The organism is Streptomyces sp. NBC_00525 (assembly GCF_036346595.1).
Lineage (GTDB): Bacteria > Actinomycetota > Actinomycetes > Streptomycetales > Streptomycetaceae > Streptomyces.
The window spans coordinates 6215259-6231905 of the sequence record NZ_CP107834.1; the positions used below are offsets into that span (position 1 = coordinate 6215259).

Sequence of the window (16647 nt, forward strand, 5' to 3'; positions counted from 1 at the left end):
CCAGCACAGCAGAGGACCAACTGCACGAAGGGGAAGCCATGACAGCGACGACCGACGGAAGCACCGGGGCCGTTGACCCCCGCGCAGCCTCGGCCAGCACCATCACCACTCAACCAACGATCGCCGCCGACGCCGCCCTGGCCGCCGCGCGGCAGGCCGCGGAACGCTCCGTGGAGCATCTCCTCGGCAGGCAGGACGAACAGGGCTGGTGGAAGGGCGACCTCGCCACCAACGTCACCATGGACGCCGAGGACCTCCTGCTCCGGCAGTTCCTCGGCATCCAGGACCCCGCCACGCTCCACGCGGCCGCCGGCTTCATCCGGGGCGAACAGCTCGGCGACGGAACCTGGGCGACCTTCCACGGCGGCCCCGCCGACCTCTCCGCCACCATCGAGGCGTACGTCGCGCTGCGGCTGGCGGGCGACCGGCCGGAGGACCCGCACATGCGCCGGGCCGCCGGCTGGGTCAGGGACCAGGGCGGCATCGCCGCGAGCCGGGTCTTCACCCGCATCTGGCTGGCCCTCTTCGGCTGGTGGAAGTGGGACGACCTGCCCGAACTCCCGCCCGAGCTGATGTTCTTCCCCAAGTGGGTCCCGCTCAACATCTACGACTTCGGCTGCTGGGCCCGCCAGACCATCGTGCCGCTCACCATCGTCTCCGCGAAGCGGCCGGTGCGGCCCGCCCCCTTCGCGCTGGACGAGCTGCACACCGACCCGGACCACCCCAACCCGCCCCGGCGCGCCGCGCCGGTGGGGAGCTGGGACGGCCTCTTCCAGCGCCTCGACAAGGCACTGCACGTCTACCACCGGTTCGCGCCGCGCCCACTGCGCCGCGTCGCGATGAACATCGCCGCCCGCTGGATCATCGAACGCCAGGAGAACGACGGCTGCTGGGGCGGCATCCAGCCGCCCGCCGTCTACTCCGTCATCGCCCTGCACCTCCTCGGCTACGACCTCGACCACCCGGTGATGCGGGCCGGCCTCGAATCGCTCGACCGCTTCGCCGTGTGGCGCGAGGACGGCACCCGCATGATCGAGGCATGCCAGTCGCCCGTCTGGGACACCTGCCTGGCCACCATCGCCCTCGCCGACGCGGGGGTCGCCCCCGACCACCCGGCGCTCGTCAGGGCGGCCGACTGGATGCTCGCCGAGGAGATCGACCGGCCCGGCGACTGGGCGGTGCGCCGGCCCGATCTGGAGCCCGGCGGCTGGGCGTTCGAGTTCCACAACGACAACTACCCGGACATCGACGACACCGCGGAGGTGGCCCTCGCCCTGCGCCGGGTCCGCCACCCCGACCAGGACCGGGTGAACGCCGCCATCGAACGCGGCGTGCGCTGGACCGTCGGGATGCAGTCCCGCAACGGCGCCTGGGGCGCGTTCGACGCGGACAACACCAGCCCCTTCCCCAACCGGCTGCCCTTCTGCGACTTCGGTGAGGTCATCGACCCCCCGTCCGCCGACGTCACCGGACACGTGGTGGAGATGCTCGCCGTCGAGGGCCGCGCCACGGACCCCGTCACCCGGCGCGGAATCGAATGGCTGCTGTCCGAACAGGACCCCAACGGGGGCTGGTTCGGACGCTGGGGCGTCAACTACGTGTACGGCACGGGGTCCGTGGTCCCCGCGCTGACCGCCGCCGGACTGCCCGTCTCGCATCCCTCGATCCGGCGCGCGGTCGAGTGGCTGGAGTCCGTGCAGAACGACGACGGCGGCTGGGGCGAGGACCTGCGCTCGTACACCGAGGAGAAGTGGATCGGGCAGGGGGCGTCCACCGCGTCCCAGACCGCCTGGGCCCTGCTCGCCCTGCTCGCCGCCGGCCGCCGGGACACCGTCGCCGTCACCCGCGGCATCACCTGGCTCACCGAGACCCAGCAGGCGGACGGCTCCTGGGACGAGCCCTACTTCACCGGGACCGGCTTCCCCTGGGACTTCTCCATCAACTACCACCTCTACCGGCAGGTCTTCCCGCTCACCGCACTCGGGCGCTACGTGCACGGCGACCCGTTCGCGGACCGTGCCCCGAAGCGCGAGGAGGCCTGATGGGCGAGGGTCCGGGGCCGGCCGGGCCCACCGCCCCCCTGCTGATCGCCTGCGCGCTCGGCATCGAACAGCTCGCCCTGCGCACCGGCCGGGGGGCGGCGGGCGCCCCGCACCGGGCCACCGTGCTCCGTACCGGCATGGGCCCCAGAGCGGCCGAGACCGCCGTGGCCCGCGCGCTGGGCCGGTCCGGGGCGGCGGACGCCGCCGTCATCGCCTCCGGGTTCTGCGCCGGCCTCGCCCCCGGCATGCACCCGGGCGACCTGGTGGTGGCCTCGGAGACACGGGACGCCGGGGACCGCGTCCCCTGCACCGGTACGGAGGTGCTGGCCGCCGCGCTGGCCGGGGCCGTACCGGGGCGCACCGTACACACCGGTCCGCTGACCGGCTCCGACCACGTCGTGCGGGGACACGAGCGGGCGGAGCTGCGGGCCACCGGGGCGATCGCGGTGGACATGGAGTCCGCCGCGACCCTGCGCACCGCCCTGCGGTCCGGGCCGCGCCCGGTTGCCGCCGTACGGGTGGTCGTGGACGCCCCGGAGCACGAGCTCGTCCGCATCGGCACGGTCCGCGGTGGAATATCGGCTTTCCGTGTTCTCCGCGCAGTCCTGCCGGCTTTCCATGAATGGCACCGATCTTTGCTGCTCCCCAGGAGGTGAGCCAGATGGCCATGCCGCTTCGCCAGTCCATCAAGGTTGCGACGTATCTCATTGAACAGAAGCTCCGCAAGAGGGACAAATTCCCGCTGATCGTCGAGCTCGAACCGTTGTTCGCCTGCAACCTCGCCTGCGAGGGCTGCGGGAAGATCCAGCACCCGGCCGGTGTCCTCAAGCAGCGCATGCCCGTGGCCCAGGCCGTGGGCGCCGTGCTGGAGTCGGGCGCCCCGATGGTCTCCATCGCCGGGGGCGAACCCCTGATGCACCCGCAGATCGACGAGATCGTGCGGCAGCTCGTGGCGAAGAGGAAATACGTGTTCCTCTGCACCAACGCGATGCTGTTGCGCAAGAAGATCGAGAAGTTCACGCCCTCGCCCTATTTCGCGTTCGCGGTGCACATCGACGGAATGCGCGAACGGCACGACGAGTCGGTCGCCAAGGAGGGCGTGTTCGACGAGGCGGTGGCGGCGATCAAGGAGGCCAAGCGGCGCGGCTTCCGGGTCACCACCAACTCCACCTTCTTCAACACCGACACCCCGCAGACCATCATCGAGGTGCTCAACTTCCTCAACGACGACCTCCAGGTGGACGAGATGATGATCTCGCCCGCCTACGCCTACGAGAAGGCGCCCGATCAGGAGCACTTCCTGGGCGTCGAGCAGACCCGCGAGCTGTTCCGCAAGACCTTCGCCGGCGGCAACCGCGGCCGCTGGCGGCTCAACCACTCGCCGCTCTTCCTGGACTTCCTGGAGGGCAAGGCCGACTTCCCCTGCACCGCCTGGGCCATCCCCAACTACTCGCTGTTCGGCTGGCAGCGGCCCTGCTACCTGATGAGCGACGGCTACGTGCCCACGTACCGGCAGCTCATCGAGGAGACCGACTGGGACAAATACGGCCGGGGCAAGGACCCGCGCTGCGCCAACTGCATGGCGCACTGCGGCTACGAGCCCACCGCCGTCCTCGCCACCATGGGCTCCCTCAAGGAATCACTGCGCGCCGCACGCGAGACCGTCGGCGGAAGCCGCTGAGCCGCTAGGGCCTGTCGGCCGGCGGGCGGCTCGTCCCGCCCGCCGGCCCCGGCCGTCACCCGAGGTGGAACAGGACCAGAGAGGGGGCCCGGCATGTCGCCGCTGCAGAACATCCGGGGGCCGCACGATCTCAAGGCACTGAACGCGTCACAACTCGGCGAACTCGCCGACGACATCCGCACCTTCCTGGTGCAGGCGGTGGCCAGGACCGGGGGCCACCTCGGCCCCAACCTCGGCGTGGTCGAACTGACCATCGCCCTGCACCGGGTCTTCGACTCGCCCGTCGACCGCATCCTGTGGGACACCGGCCACCAGAGCTACGTGCACAAGCTCCTCACCGGCCGCCAGGACTTCTCCAAGCTGCGCGGCAAGGGCGGGCTCTCCGGCTACCCCTCGCGCGCCGAGTCCGAGCACGACGTCATCGAGAACTCGCACGCCTCCACCGTCCTCGGCTGGGCGGACGGCCTCGCCAAGGCCGACGAGGTACGCGGCAGGATCGGCCGGGTCGTCGCGGTCATCGGCGACGGCGCGCTGACCGGCGGCATGGCCTGGGAGGCGCTGAACAACATCGCCGCCGCCAAGGACCGCCCGCTGATCGTCGTCGTCAACGACAACGCCCGCTCCTACGCCCCCACCATCGGCGGCCTCGCCCGCCACCTCGCCACCCTGCGCACCACCGACGGCTACGAACGCTTCCTGGCCTGGGGCAAGGGGCTGCTGGAACGCACCCCCGTCATCGGGCAGCCGCTGTACGGATCGCTGCACGGCGCCAAGAAGGGCCTCAAGGACTTCGTCGCCCCGCAGGGCCTGTTCGAGGACCTCGGGCTGAAGTACATCGGCCCCGTCGACGGCCACGACACCGCCGCCGTCGAGGCGGCCCTGCACCGCGCCCGCCGCTACCGGGGCCCGGTCCTCGTGCACTGCATCACCGAGAAGGGCCGCGGCTACGCCCCCGCCCTGCGCGACGAGGCCGACCGCTTCCACACCGTGGGCGCCATGGACCCGCGCACCTGCGCCCCGCTCACCCCCGCCGCCGGGCCGTCCTGGACCTCCGTGTTCGCCGACGAGATCACGGCCATCGGCGCGGAGCGGCCGGACGTCGTCGCGGTCACCGCCGCGATGCTCGACCCGGTGGGACTGACCCGGTTCGCCGAGGCGTTCCCCGGCCGCGTCTGGGACGTGGGCATCGCCGAGCAGCACGCCGCGGTGAGCGCCGCCGGACTCGCCACGGGTGGCCTCCACCCGGTCGTCGCCGTCTATGCCACCTTCCTCAACCGGGCCTTCGACCAGCTCCTGATGGACGTCGCCCTGCACAAGTGCGGGGTCACCTTCGTCCTGGACCGGGCCGGCGTCACCGGTACGGACGGCGCCTCGCACAACGGCATGTGGGACCTGTCGATCCTCCAGGTCGTCCCCGGACTGCGCATCGCCGCACCCCGCGACGCGGACCGGCTGCGCGAGGAACTGCGCGAGGCGGTCGCGGTCGACGACGCGCCGACTCTGGTGCGGTTCCCGAAGGAGTCCGTGGGCGAACCGGTCCCCGCCGTCGGCCGGATCGGCTCCATGGACGTGCTGCGGCGCGACGAGGACGCCGATGTGCTGCTCGTCGCGGTCGGCGTGATGGCCACGGTCTGCCTGCGGGCCGCCGAACTGCTCGCGGGCGCCGGCATCCGGTGCACCGTGGTGGACCCGCGCTGGGTCAAACCGGTCGACGCGGAGCTGCCGCCGCTCGCCGCCGGGCACCGGCTCGTCGCCGTCGTCGAGGACAACAGCCGGACCGGGGGCGTCGGCTGGGCGGTCGGCCTGGCGCTGCGGGACGCGGACGTCGACGTACCGCTGCGCACCTTCGGCATTCCCGAGCAGTTCCTCGCGCACGGCAAACGGGCCGAGGTGCTGGCCGACATCGGACTCACACCGGTCGAGATCGCGGGCCGGATCAGCGCCGCCACCACCGCACTGCGGGCGGCCGGCGGCACGGCGGGGCACCGGGCCCCGGACGACGGGCACAAGGAGAGCGGGGCATGAAGGACGACGGGCCCAAGGGCTTCGATCTGGCGCGGCTCCTGGCCGAGCGCGGCGCCGAACGCTACGAGCTGCACAGCCGGTACCTCAACCACCAGCTCCCGCGCATGCTGCACACCATCGGCTTCGACAAGGTCTACGAGCGGGCCGAGGGCGCCCACTTCTGGGACGCCGACGGCAACGACTACCTCGACATGCTCGCCGGTTTCGGCGTGATGGGGCTCGGACGGCACCACCCCGTCGTACGCAAGGCGCTGCACGACGTCCTCGACGCCTCGCTCGCCGACCTCACCCGCTTCGACTGCCAGCCGCTGCCGGGCCTCCTCGCCGAGAAGCTGCTGAGCCACAGCCCGCACCTGGACCGCGTCTTCTTCGGCAACAGCGGCACCGAGGCCGTCGAGACCGCGCTCAAGTTCGCCCGGTACGCCACCGGCAGGCCGCGCGTCCTGTACTGCGACCACGCCTTCCACGGGCTGACCACCGGCTCCCTCTCGGTCAACGGCGAGGGCGGCTTCCGCGACGGCTTCGCCCCGCTGCTCCCCGACACCGCCATCGCCCTCGGCGACCTCGACGCGCTGCGCCGGGAGCTCAAGCGGGGCGATGTGGCCGCGCTGGTCGTCGAGCCGATCCAGGGCAAGGGGGTGCACCCCGCGCCGCCCGGCTTCCTGCGCGAGGCCCAGGAGCTGCTGCACCGGCACAAGGCGCTCCTGATCGCCGACGAGGTGCAGACCGGGCTCGGCAGGACCGGCGACTTCTACGCCTACCAGCACGAGGAGGGCGTGGAGCCCGATCTCGTCTGCGTGGCCAAGGCGCTGTCCGGCGGCTACGTCCCGGTCGGGGCGACGCTCGGCAAGGACTGGATCTTCAAGCGCGTCTACTCCTCGATGGACCGCGTCCTCGTCCACTCCGCAAGCTTCGGCTCCAACGCCCAGGCGATGGCCGCCGGGCTCGCGGTGCTGTCGGTGATGGAGGACGAGGAGACCGTCGCGCACGCGCGCCGCACCGGCGACCTGCTCCGCGAGCGGCTGTCCGCGCTGGTCGGCCGCTACGAGCTGCTGCACGAGGTGCGGGGGCGCGGGCTGATGATCGGCATCGAGTTCGGCCGCCCCACCTCGCTGAAACTGCGCAGCCGCTGGACGATGCTCCAGGCCGCCCGCAAGGGGCTCTTCGCGCAGATGGTCGTCGTGCCGCTCCTCCAGAAGCACCGCATCCTCACCCAGGTCTCCGGCGACCACCTCGAAGTGATCAAGCTGATTCCGCCGCTGGTGATCGACGACGCGGACGTGGACCGCTTCGTCACCGCGTTCACCGCCGTCATGGACGACGCGCACAGCGGCGGGGGACTGATGTGGGACTTCGGCCGGACCCTGGTGAAGCAGGCCGTCGCCAACCGCTGACGTTTTTGCCCGAGAGGCAAGAAATTTGCCCCAGGGGAAAGATTTTGGCCCAATGGAGGCATGAACCCTCCGGACGACCAGGCGGCCGGCGAGCTGCCCGGTGTCGCGCCACGCCTGCGCGATCTGCGCCGCGGCCGTGGTCTCACCCTGGAGACCGCGGCCCAGCGGGCGGGGCTCTCGCCCGCCCATCTCTCCCGGCTCGAAACGGGCCGGCGCCAGCCCTCGCTGCCCATGCTGCTCCAGCTGGCCAGGATCTACGGTACGACGGTCTCCGAACTGCTCGGCGAGACGCCCCCCGAACGTGACGCGATCGTGCGCGGCGGCCCGTTCGAGGGGGCGGCCGCGGACGGCTGGATCTACCAGCAGGCCGGCGGCTCCGGCCGGGCCATGCAGGCGCTGCGCGTCCGCGTCCCGTACGGCGCCCAGGGTGACCTGGTCCGGGTCCATCCCGGCGAGGAGTGGCTGTACGTCCTGCGCGGCCGCCTGCGGGTGACGCTCGGCGAGACGGTCCACGACCTCGCGCCGGGCGACGGCGCGCACTTCGACTCGCTCACCCCGCACCGGATCGCCGCCCTGGAGCCCCACGGCTCCGAACTGCTCTTCGTCCACACCCTGCTGCAGAGCCCCGCCGTCGAGCTGTGCCTCGGCGGCGCCGCCCACCGCGGCTGAGATTTCCGCCACCGGGACTCCCCGGCAGCCAGAGAGGCCAGTCATGTCCGACTCGGAGAACTACGACCCGCTCACCCCGGCCAGGCGCCCCGGCGACGACACCCATGAGAAGAAGATGCCGCGCGGACTCGTCATCCGGCTCTTCGCCTACCTGGTGGCCGGGCACGTCATCGCCGCGTTCCTCTATCTGCTCTTCGCGGTCGGCATGAACAACCAGTAGGACGGATCACCCCTCGTCGAGCAGCCGCTCGCGCAGCCGCTCACGGGTGGCCGGCGCCAGCTTCAGGCCCTCGCCGAGATAGCGGTCGGTGCCGCCCCAGGTCTCGTCGACGGCGGCGAAGGCCGCGGCCAGATACGCGGACTCGGCGCCGAACAGCGGGTTCAGCAGCTCCAGCACCTCCGGCGACATGCCGGCGGCGGAGGTGTCGCTGCGCCGGATGCGGTAGCGGCGGTGCGGGTCGTTCGACTTGAGGTAGTCGGCCTCGATCGTCTCCCGCTCGACGCCCAGCGCGAGCAGCGTCACCGCGACGGACAGCCCCGCCCGGTCCTTGCCGGCCGCACAGTGCATCAGCGCGGGCACGCTGTCCTCGGCCAGCGCGTGCAGCACCCGGCTGTGCTCGGCGGTGCGCTCCAGGATGATCGACCGGTACGAGGCGATCATGCGGCGCGTGCCCTTGCCGTCCGCCAGGATCGAGCGCAGATCCGCCAGGTCGCCGTCGCGCACCATCCGCCAGAACTCCGCCCCGTCCGCCGGGTCGCTCAGCGGGATGCTGACGTTGCGCACCCCCGGCAGCTCCACGTCCAGGCCGTCCAGCCGGTGGTCGGCCGCGTTGCGGAAGTCGAAGACGGTGTGCAGCCCGAGCCCGCCGAGGAAGGCCGCGTCCTCGGCGGTCGCCTGCGCCAGGTGGCCGCTGCGGAAGAGCCTGCCGTGCCGCACCCGGCGGCCGTCGGCGGTGGGCAGCCCGCCCAGGTCGCGGAAGTTGCGGACACCGGTGAGGACGGGCTCCGTCGGCGGGGTCTGCGGCAGCTGCTGCGTCACGGTCACTCCTGGAGGCTCTGCCCCGGCGCGTGTCGCCGACGGGCCACGCCCGCGACCCTACGACATCGATTCCCGGGGCAACCATCTCGCCCGCCACCCCGAACGCGCCCGCTCCGGAACGTGCCATCGGTGCGCCATGTCCGTATTGCGGCATTTTCCCGAACCTGCCCTGTTTGCAAGGGAGATGGCCGGCCGCTCGTGAGCGGGATCATATCCGTGACGGTGTGTGGCGGCGCTCCGCGGGGGTAATCCCCGCACCGCGCGGAAAGCCAAGATCCGTAATCCACGGAGTGTGACTGGAATTCCGCACCGGAATTCCCGGGCGGAATCCCCGGTGGAACCCGTGGCTTGTTTCCGCCGTCCCGGCTCGCTTACGTTCCATGTCACTCCGGATGGAACGCCCAATCCTGCCGCCGTCCGGAATCGCATCCACTCACCGTGTGGCAGGAGCGGGGGAACCAGGTAAGCCGCCGACCGGGACGACCGGACGGCTAGGGGTGAAGTCGCGCCAGACGCGGCCGGGCATCTCCAGCCCGAACCCGACAGCTCACCTCGCAGGCGCCGGAGAGGAATTCTTCATGCCCATTTCGGGTAAGCACCGCCGTCCCAAGACCAGCACCATCGCCCGCGGCGTCGTCGCCGCGAGCGCCGGCGGAGCCGTCATCGCGCTTCCGCTGCTCGGCGCCACCGGTGCCCACGCCGCGGAGCAGTCCGCCCCGGCCGCCCCGAAGTCGGTCGCCGCGCACGCCACCCCGGCCAAGCCCGCCAAGAGCACCGGCACCACCACCTACTCCGTGGTCTCCGGCGACTACCTCTCGAAGATCGCCGCCCAGCACCACCTCAAGGGCGGCTGGCAGAAGCTGTACCAGGACAACCGCGAGGTCGTCGGCGAGAACCCGAGCCTGATCTTCCCGGGCATGAAGCTGACCCTCGGCGCCAAGGCGGCCCCCGCCGCCGCGTCCGAGGCCCCCGCCGCGCCGGCCCCGAAGAAGACCGAGTCCGGGTCCGGGGCGAAGGCCGACGCCAAGGCCCAGACCCGCACCGCGCCCAAGGCCGGGGTCAAGACCGAGGTGCAGGCCGCGCCCGAGTCCGAGGCCCCCGCCACCCAGGACAACGCCTCCGGTTACGCCCACCCGGTCCCCGGCAACCACACCACCGCCTACCGCGCCTCCGGTGCCAACTGGTCCAGCGGCAGCCACACCGGCATCGACTTCGCCGTCTCCACCGGCACCAGCGTGAAGGCCATCACCTCCGGCACCGTCGTCACCGCCGGCTGGGGCGGCGCCTACGGCAACCAGGTCGTCGTCAAGCACGCCGACGGCCGCTACTCCCAGTACGGCCACCTGTCCTCGCTCTCCGTCTCGGCCGGCCAGACCGTGTCCGCGGGCCAGCAGATCGGCCTCTCCGGCTCCACCGGCAACGCCACCGGCCCGCACCTCCACTTCGAGGTCCGGACCGGCCCGGAGTACGGCTCCGACGTCGACCCGATCGCCTACCTCGCGTCGCACGGCATCTACGTCTGATCCAGCCGGCCCCGGCCCGCACCACCGGGCCGCCCGACGGCACCGAGGGACGGCGCACCACAACGGTGCGCCGTCCCTCCGCTTATTCCCCCTTTACCGAAAACTGACCGGGTGGTTTATCTCACCCCCCGTCAACCCCTTATTACGGTCGCGTAGGTCACATTAAACGGTGCAGGATATGCGTTTGTGGCAGACGATTCGAACAACATCCAACAGAGCGCCGTCGACCGACAGGACGCCATCGGGTCGTACGCGGCGATCGGCGACAGCTTCACCGAGGGAGTCGGCGACCCCGGCCCGGACGGAACATTCGTCGGCTGGGCCGACCGGCTCGCGGTACTCCTCGCGGACCGGCTCCCCGAGCCCGGCCCGACGACGGACAACGCGGAATCACCCCATCCCGCGCACGGCAACTTCCGGTACGCCAATCTCGCCGTACGAGGACGCCTCCTCGACCAGATCGTCGAGGAGCAGGTGCCCCGCGCCAAGGAACTCGCCCCCGACCTGGTGAGCTTCTGCGCCGGCGGCAACGACATCATCCGGCCGGGCAGCGACCCCGACGACGTCGCCGAACGCTTCGAGCGCGCGGTCGCCGACCTCACCCGCTCCGTCGGCACCGTCATGATCACCACCGGCTTCGACACCCGGGGCATCCCCGTGCTGCGCCATCTGCGCGGCAAGGTCGCCACCTACACCGCCCACGTCCGGGCCATCGCCGACCGCTACGACTGCCCGGTCCTCGACCTGTGGTCGCTGCGCTCCGTGCAGGACCGGCGCGCCTGGGACAGCGACCGGCTGCACCTCTCGCCCGAGGGCCACACCCGCGTCGCCCTGCGCGCCGCCCAGGTCCTCGGCATCGACGTACCGGCCGACCCCGACCAGCCGTGGCCGCCGCAACCCCCGCGCGGCACCCTGGAGGTCCGCCGCGACGACATCCACTGGGCGCGCGAACACCTCGTCCCGTGGATCGGCCGCCGGCTGCGCGGTGAGTCCTCCGGGGACCACGTCGAGCCGAAGCGGCCGGACCTGCTGCCCCTGTGACGGCCCCCTCCGTCGTCCTCAGTCGCCCCGCGCAACCGGCGCGGCGACGGGGGACGGCGGCAGCGCCGCCGGGATGCGCTCCAGCACCCCGCCCGCGAACACGTCGTACAGCGGCAGTGTCTCCAGATGGACGTATCCGATGTGGCAGTCGCACACCGCGAGCGGGCAGGCGCGGGGCCGCAGCGCCGCCCGGTAGCTCCCGTCGTACAGATTGCCCAGCTCGGCCCTGACGAAATGGCAGCGGCGCACCGTGCCCTCCCCGTCCACCGAGATCACCGACTCACCGGTCCGGCACGGCAGCCCGCCCGAGCGGTGCGGATGGCGGCTGTACGGGAACAGCGGATCGATCTCCGTCCACCGCCTGGCCTCCTCGTCCGTGTACGTGTGCCCCTCGGCGGCGTTCACCCAGAGATAGACCTCCTCCGGGAGCGCCGCGCGCAGCCGCCGCGCCTCACCGAGATGCTCGTCCAGGCCCACGACCCCCACACTGTGCCGGACCCCGAGCTCCCGCAGCTCCGCGCACCGGCCCAGGAAACGCTCGTACGGCGTCTGCCCCGGATGGTAGGTGCACCACAGCGCGATCCGCTCACGGGCCGCCGCCGGAGCCTCGGCCAGCCACCCCGTCCGGCCGCCCAGGTTCGTCTGGATCGCGACCCGGCGCACCTGCGGCAGCCCCGCCAGCTCCACGATCGCCCGCCGGTACCAGGAGCGCACCAGGCCCTCGCCCCACGGCGTGAACAGCACCGAGATCCGGTCGCCGGTCTGCGCCGCCACCCACGCAGTGAACCGCTCCAGGGCCGCCCGGTCCGCACGCAGCTGCTCCCGGCTGTCGCGCCGCTTGGCGAACGGGCAGTACGGGCAGTCGTAGTCGCACGAGGCGAGCGGGCCCCGGTACAGAATCGTCAGGTCCACGCGTGACTCACTTCAGCTCGTACGCGGCCATCGCGGCCCGCACGGCGGGGGAGAAGAGCTCCGGGCCCAGCGCGTCGGAGTACGCGAGCCCCTCGGGCGACAGACGCAGCAGGCCCGCGGCCGGCGCCTGCGCGTCGAGCCAGCCCCGCTCCTCGAACCGGGCCAGCTCCGCGGCGAAGTCCACGTACGGCGAACTCCCGAACCGCTCGCGGTAGCCGTCCACATCCATGCCCCGCGCCTGGAGCACCGACTGCAGCAGATGACGGCGGCGCGCCTCGTCCGCGTCGGTGTGGCGGCCCACCTCGGCGCGGGAGAAGTCCGCGGTCGCCGTGTAGGCGTCGATGATGCTCCGCACCTCGCCCATCCGCACCGCGTAGTCGAACGAGTAGTGCAGCCGCGAGGTGTACGAACGCGCGCCGCACCCCAGCCCGATCATGCCGTCCGTCTGGCAGGCGTAGTCGTCGGGGCCGTCCGTGCGCGGGGCGTCCGCGCGCCGGAACATCCGCATCGACACCTGCTCGTAGCCGTGCGCCAGGAGATGGTCGCGCCCCGCCCGGTACAACCGCAGCCGCTGCTCGTCCCAGGCCGCGTCGGCCTCCCCGGCGGAGAGCCGGCCCAGCCCGGTCAGCGGGCGCACGTACAGCGGGTAGAGATACAGCTCCTCCGGCCGCCACCGCAGGGCCGTGTCCAGCGAGGTCTGCCAGGTCCGCTCGGTCTGGCCGTCGATGCCGTAGATCAGGTCGATGTTGAGGATCGGTACGGAGGTGTCCCGGATGCGGTCCAGGGCCCGTTCGACGTCGGCCGGATGCTGCGGGCGCACCGCAGCGCGGGCCTCGGCCTCCACGAAGCTCTGCACCCCGATGCTGATCCTGGTCGTGCCCCGCTCGGCGAGCACGGCCAGCCGGTCGGCGGTCGCGGTCGACGGGGACGTCTCCACGGACAACGGCACGGACCGCAGATCGGCGCCCATCCGCTTCTCCGCGATGTCGCACAGCCGCTCCAGCTCGCCCGCCGTCAGAAACGTGGGCGTGCCCCCGCCGAACGCGGCCGCGGCGAACCGCACCGGCTCCCCGTCGCCCAGCGCGTCCCGCACGGCGACCGCCTGCCGGTCCAGCGCGTCCAGATAGCGCGAGGTCAGCTCGTCGGGCGCGCCGATCCGGGTGAAGAGGTTGCAGAAGCCGCAGCGGACCTCGCAGAACGGGATGTGCAGATAGAGCGAGAGGGCGTCCTTGCGTTCCCCCGCCCACAGCTCCCGCAGTTCCGGCCTGCCGCCGGGCTGCCCGGCGAGCGGCCGGTACGCCGTCTTGTGCGGATAGGCGTACACATAACTCTCGTACGGGCGGACGGTCTGCGTCGCGGTCATCGGGCGGCCCCCGGTTCCAGGAAGAAGTGGGCGTACGGAACGGTCCAGACGGACTCGTGGCCGAGCCGGTGACCGGTGTAGCCGTCGTCGCCGTAGGCCGTGCCGTGGTCGGAGCAGACGATGGCGAACGTACGGCGGCGGCTGCTCGCGGCCGCGAAGAGCCGGCCGATGTGGGCGTCCACGTACTCCAGGGCCGCGGCATGCGTCGCACGGCTGTCCCCGGCGTCACGGGTCGCGCCGGGACGGTGGAACCAGTTCGGCTGGTGGAGCGCCGCGACGTTCACGAAGAGGAAGAGCCGCCGGTCGGACGGCAGACCGGCGACCACCTGCTCCGCGCGGGCGACCTGGGCCTCGAACGAGGTGGGCGAGGCCACCCCGAACTCCGGCTCCCAGTGCGCCTCCTGGAACAGACCCGGCAGCACCGAACCGAGCGGCCCCCGGCGGTTGAAGAAGCCGACCCCGCCGATGCACACCGTGTGATAGCCCTCCTTCGCCAGCCCCGACACCAGGTCCGGGGTGTCGAACACGAAGGTGCGCTCGGCGGTGGTCTCGCTGCCGGCGAAGCGGGCCGCGAACAGCCGGGGATGCGGTCCCGGCGTCGCCGGAGTGGGCAGGAACCCGGCGAAGATCGCCTGGTGGGAGGCGTACGTGAAGCTGCCCGGAGCATGCCGCTTCTCCCAGGCGCCGCCCGGCAGATGACGGGCCAGATGCGGGATGCGCCCGGCGGCGGCCAGCTCCGCCGCGACGTCGTACCGCAGGGTGTCCAGGGTGACGAGCAGCAGGTCGTGGCTGCCCACGACCTCGCTCATGTCGGGGTCCGGGACGGCCGCTGGAACGGGGGTGGGGGAGGGCTCAGGGGGTTGTGCTGACACGGGTGTTCCTTGCTCGGTCCAGTACGGCGGCGACCTGCGCCGCGTAGGTGTCCATGCCCTCGGCGCCGCTGCCGGGAAGTCCGGTCAGCCGCGGCAGCAGGTCTCCGAAGGCGTTGACCTCGCCGACGGCGAACCGCCGCCAGCCGGTCAGGGGCAGCAGATCGACGCCGACGCACAGCGTGTCCGGGAAGGCGGCGGCGGCCCGCTCGCAGACCGCCAGCGCCCCGCCCCAGCTGCCGCCCGCCGCCTCGACGGCCGCCCGCACCCCGGCCAGGTCGCCGCGCGCCCCGCCCAGATGCAGATTGGTCATCGGCGACGCGCTGGTGCGCACCACGGCGTGCGTCGCCCGGCCGGCCACCACGACGACCCGCAGATCCGCGGCCCGGCCGCCCTGCGACGCCTTGGGCAGCCAGCGCTCGATGTGCAGCCCGTCGGGCGCCAGCGCGTCGACGATCGCGGCGACCTCGCGCTCCGTCGTGCACCGGCGGACCCGCAGCGAGTTGTAGAGCCGGCCGGCCGGGTCGCGCTCCACCGAGGTGGCCGCCCGGACCCGGCCGCCGCCGGCCGTCTCCACGGCCAGCACCCCGGAGGCCGACGAGCCGTGCGCGGGCTTCACGAATACCCGGGGCATGCGGTGCTCGGCGATCAGGGCCCGCACGTCCTCCCAGCCCCGCACGGGAGCCCCGGCCGGGCCGGAGGTCGGCGAGGCGGGCACCGGCACCCCGGCCGCGTCCAGCACACCGTGGCACAGCCGCTTGTCGAACAGCACCGCGATGTCGGCCGGGTCGTCCAGCAGCCGGGCGCCCGCCCGCACCGCCGCCGCCGCGACCTCGCGGACGGCGGCGGTGAAGCGCGCGTACCAGAGGGCCGAACCCTCCACCCGCGTCGGATCGTCGGCCCCGCGCAGCAGCCGGTCCACCGCCGCGTCCTCGCCCGGCGAGTCGACGCGCACGGTCTCACCGGGCAGGAACCGCGCCCCGCCCTCCAGCACGTCCAGCCAGGCGACCGTACGCGCCGGGGGCAGGCCGGCGGCGGCCACCGCGTCCTGGAAGAGGGACACACGGCGGCTGCCCGGGTTGCCGACGACCGCGAGACGCGGCGGACCGCTACTCACTGATCGCCACATAGCGCGAGTCGGGGTCCCAGTCGTCGGCCTCTTCGAGCTCGACCTCGATGCCCTCGCGGGCACACAGCTCCTCGACCCGGGCCCGCACCGGCTCGCTCAGGTAGTTGTGGTCCAGGTCCAGCGAGGACAGATGCGTGAGCGGCTGGCCGTTCAGCAGGGCCAGCGCCCCCTCGTCGCCCAGGGTGCCCAGCGACAGCGCCAGCGAGTCCAGCTGCGCGACGACCGGCGCCGAGGCCACCGCCGCCGCGATCTCGTCCTGGAACTCGCTGTTCTGCAGCCCGAGATGGCGCAGCCGGGGGAAGGCCGCGCCCGACAGCAGCGGCTCCACGTCCGCCATCGTCGCGTCGCCCTCGTACCACTGGGAACCCAGCCACAGCTCCAGCCGCTCCAGCGCGGGCAGCTCGCAGGCGCCGACCGCGCGCACCACCGCGGCGGGCAGACCGCCGGACTCGAAGCGCAGCGACCGCAGCGCCTCGTGCCGTACGGGCAGCAGCTCCAGCGTCTCCTCGTTGAGCCCGCTGCCCCCGCCGCGCACCACCAGCTCCTCCAGACGCGGGAACGCCTCGAGAACGGGGGTGATGTCGCACATCTGGAGCCAGGACACCTCGCACTCCTCACCGACCACATCGGCGAGGAAGAGGCCGCGCAGCGCCGGGAAGCGCCCGGCGTCCGCCGCGAGCAGCTCGATCACGGGCGTCAGCGGGCTGTAGTTCTCCGCCCACCAGGGCCCGATCAGCAGGGCCCGGACGCCGGCCGGATCGACCGTGTCCAGGAAATGCCGCCAGAGCTCGGGGAAGTCGGGACCCTCCCAGGCACAGTCCAGCCGCCAGGCCACGGAGTCCGCCGCGGGCAGGGAGGCGGGCGGGGCGGCCGCGGGCTTCCCGTCGCCGTCCGGCAGCGGAAGGGTGCGGACGGGCAGGCCGTGGAACGTATCGGGGTGATAAATGCCGCTCATCGCGC

15 protein-coding genes and 1 riboswitch are annotated in these 16647 nt (G+C 72.6%); of the genes, 9 read left to right on the top strand and 6 right to left on the bottom strand.

Features of this window, described 5'->3' with window-relative positions:
- Positions 1 to 38: 38 nt before the first annotated feature.
- From shc to OG710_RS27255, 7 genes are all read left to right on the top strand, one after another.
- Positions 39 to 2042 carry a squalene--hopene cyclase gene (gene shc, locus OG710_RS27225; protein ID WP_330241688.1) on the top strand — a complete coding sequence of 668 codons (2004 nt, stop codon included), beginning with the start codon at positions 39 to 41 and terminating at the stop codon, positions 2040 to 2042.
- On the top strand, positions 2042 to 2698 hold the full coding sequence (locus tag OG710_RS27230; protein WP_111339313.1) for a phosphorylase family protein: 657 nt from the start codon (positions 2042 to 2044) through the stop codon (positions 2696 to 2698). Before shc ends, OG710_RS27230 begins: the two co-directional genes overlap by 1 nt.
- Before the next feature lie 5 nt (positions 2699 to 2703).
- A complete protein-coding gene (hpnH, locus tag OG710_RS27235; RefSeq protein WP_111339314.1) occupies positions 2704 to 3723 on the top strand; it encodes an adenosyl-hopene transferase HpnH in 1020 nt (339 codons plus the stop codon).
- Positions 3724 to 3816: 93 nt separating this feature from the next.
- Positions 3817 to 5748: a 1-deoxy-D-xylulose-5-phosphate synthase gene (dxs, locus tag OG710_RS27240; RefSeq protein WP_330241689.1), complete on the top strand. Its 1932-nt coding sequence runs from the start codon at positions 3817 to 3819 to the stop codon at positions 5746 to 5748.
- Positions 5745 to 7142, top strand: coding sequence for an aspartate aminotransferase family protein (locus tag OG710_RS27245; protein ID WP_330241690.1), 1398 nt, complete (start codon positions 5745 to 5747; stop codon positions 7140 to 7142). The genes dxs and OG710_RS27245 overlap by 4 nt, the downstream gene beginning before the upstream one ends.
- A gap of 60 nt (positions 7143 to 7202) precedes the next feature.
- A complete protein-coding gene (locus tag OG710_RS27250; RefSeq protein ID WP_330241691.1) occupies positions 7203 to 7811 on the top strand; it encodes a helix-turn-helix domain-containing protein in 609 nt (202 codons plus the stop codon).
- A 43-nt stretch (positions 7812 to 7854) separates the two neighbouring features.
- Complete coding sequence (locus OG710_RS27255) at positions 7855 to 8031, top strand: DUF6126 family protein (protein WP_199563555.1); 177 nt, start codon at positions 7855 to 7857, stop codon at positions 8029 to 8031.
- 6 nt (positions 8032 to 8037) lie between these two features.
- Here OG710_RS27255 and OG710_RS27260 read toward each other — a convergent pair whose 3' ends face one another.
- Positions 8038 to 8850, bottom strand: coding sequence for a tyrosine-protein phosphatase (locus OG710_RS27260; RefSeq protein ID WP_330241692.1), 813 nt, complete (start codon positions 8848 to 8850; stop codon positions 8038 to 8040).
- Positions 8851 to 9264: 414 nt separating this feature from the next.
- Positions 9265 to 9426: riboswitch (cyclic di-AMP (ydaO/yuaA leader) on the top strand.
- Between the two features lie 2 nt (positions 9427 to 9428).
- Between OG710_RS27260 and OG710_RS27265 the strand changes: the two genes are divergently transcribed.
- Both OG710_RS27265 and OG710_RS27270 read left to right on the top strand, forming a co-directional pair.
- Entirely contained in the window at positions 9429 to 10373 is a 945-nt protein-coding gene (locus OG710_RS27265; RefSeq protein ID WP_330241693.1) for a M23 family metallopeptidase, read from the top strand.
- Positions 10374 to 10559: 186 nt separating this feature from the next.
- Positions 10560 to 11414: an SGNH/GDSL hydrolase family protein gene (locus OG710_RS27270; protein ID WP_330241694.1), complete on the top strand. Its 855-nt coding sequence runs from the start codon at positions 10560 to 10562 to the stop codon at positions 11412 to 11414.
- A gap of 18 nt (positions 11415 to 11432) precedes the next feature.
- Here OG710_RS27270 and OG710_RS27275 read toward each other — a convergent pair whose 3' ends face one another.
- From OG710_RS27275 to OG710_RS27295, 5 genes are read right to left on the bottom strand one after another with little or no spacing between them, the layout of a single operon-like run.
- Positions 11433 to 12326, bottom strand: a complete 894-nt coding sequence (locus tag OG710_RS27275) for an STM4011 family radical SAM protein (RefSeq protein WP_330241695.1) — start codon at positions 12324 to 12326, stop codon at positions 11433 to 11435.
- A 7-nt stretch (positions 12327 to 12333) separates the two neighbouring features.
- Complete coding sequence (locus OG710_RS27280) at positions 12334 to 13689, bottom strand: STM4012 family radical SAM protein (protein ID WP_330241696.1); 1356 nt, start codon at positions 13687 to 13689, stop codon at positions 12334 to 12336.
- Positions 13686 to 14498, bottom strand: a complete 813-nt coding sequence (locus OG710_RS27285) for an STM4013/SEN3800 family hydrolase (protein ID WP_330241697.1) — start codon at positions 14496 to 14498, stop codon at positions 13686 to 13688. Before OG710_RS27285 ends, OG710_RS27280 begins: the two co-directional genes overlap by 4 nt.
- Positions 14499 to 14541: 43 nt before the next feature.
- Positions 14542 to 15687, bottom strand: coding sequence for an STM4014 family protein (locus OG710_RS27290; protein ID WP_330241698.1), 1146 nt, complete (start codon positions 15685 to 15687; stop codon positions 14542 to 14544).
- On the bottom strand, positions 15668 to 16642 hold the full coding sequence (locus OG710_RS27295; protein ID WP_330241699.1) for an STM4015 family protein: 975 nt from the start codon (positions 16640 to 16642) through the stop codon (positions 15668 to 15670). The genes OG710_RS27290 and OG710_RS27295 overlap by 20 nt, the downstream gene beginning before the upstream one ends.
- Positions 16643 to 16647: the final 5 nt, after the last annotated feature.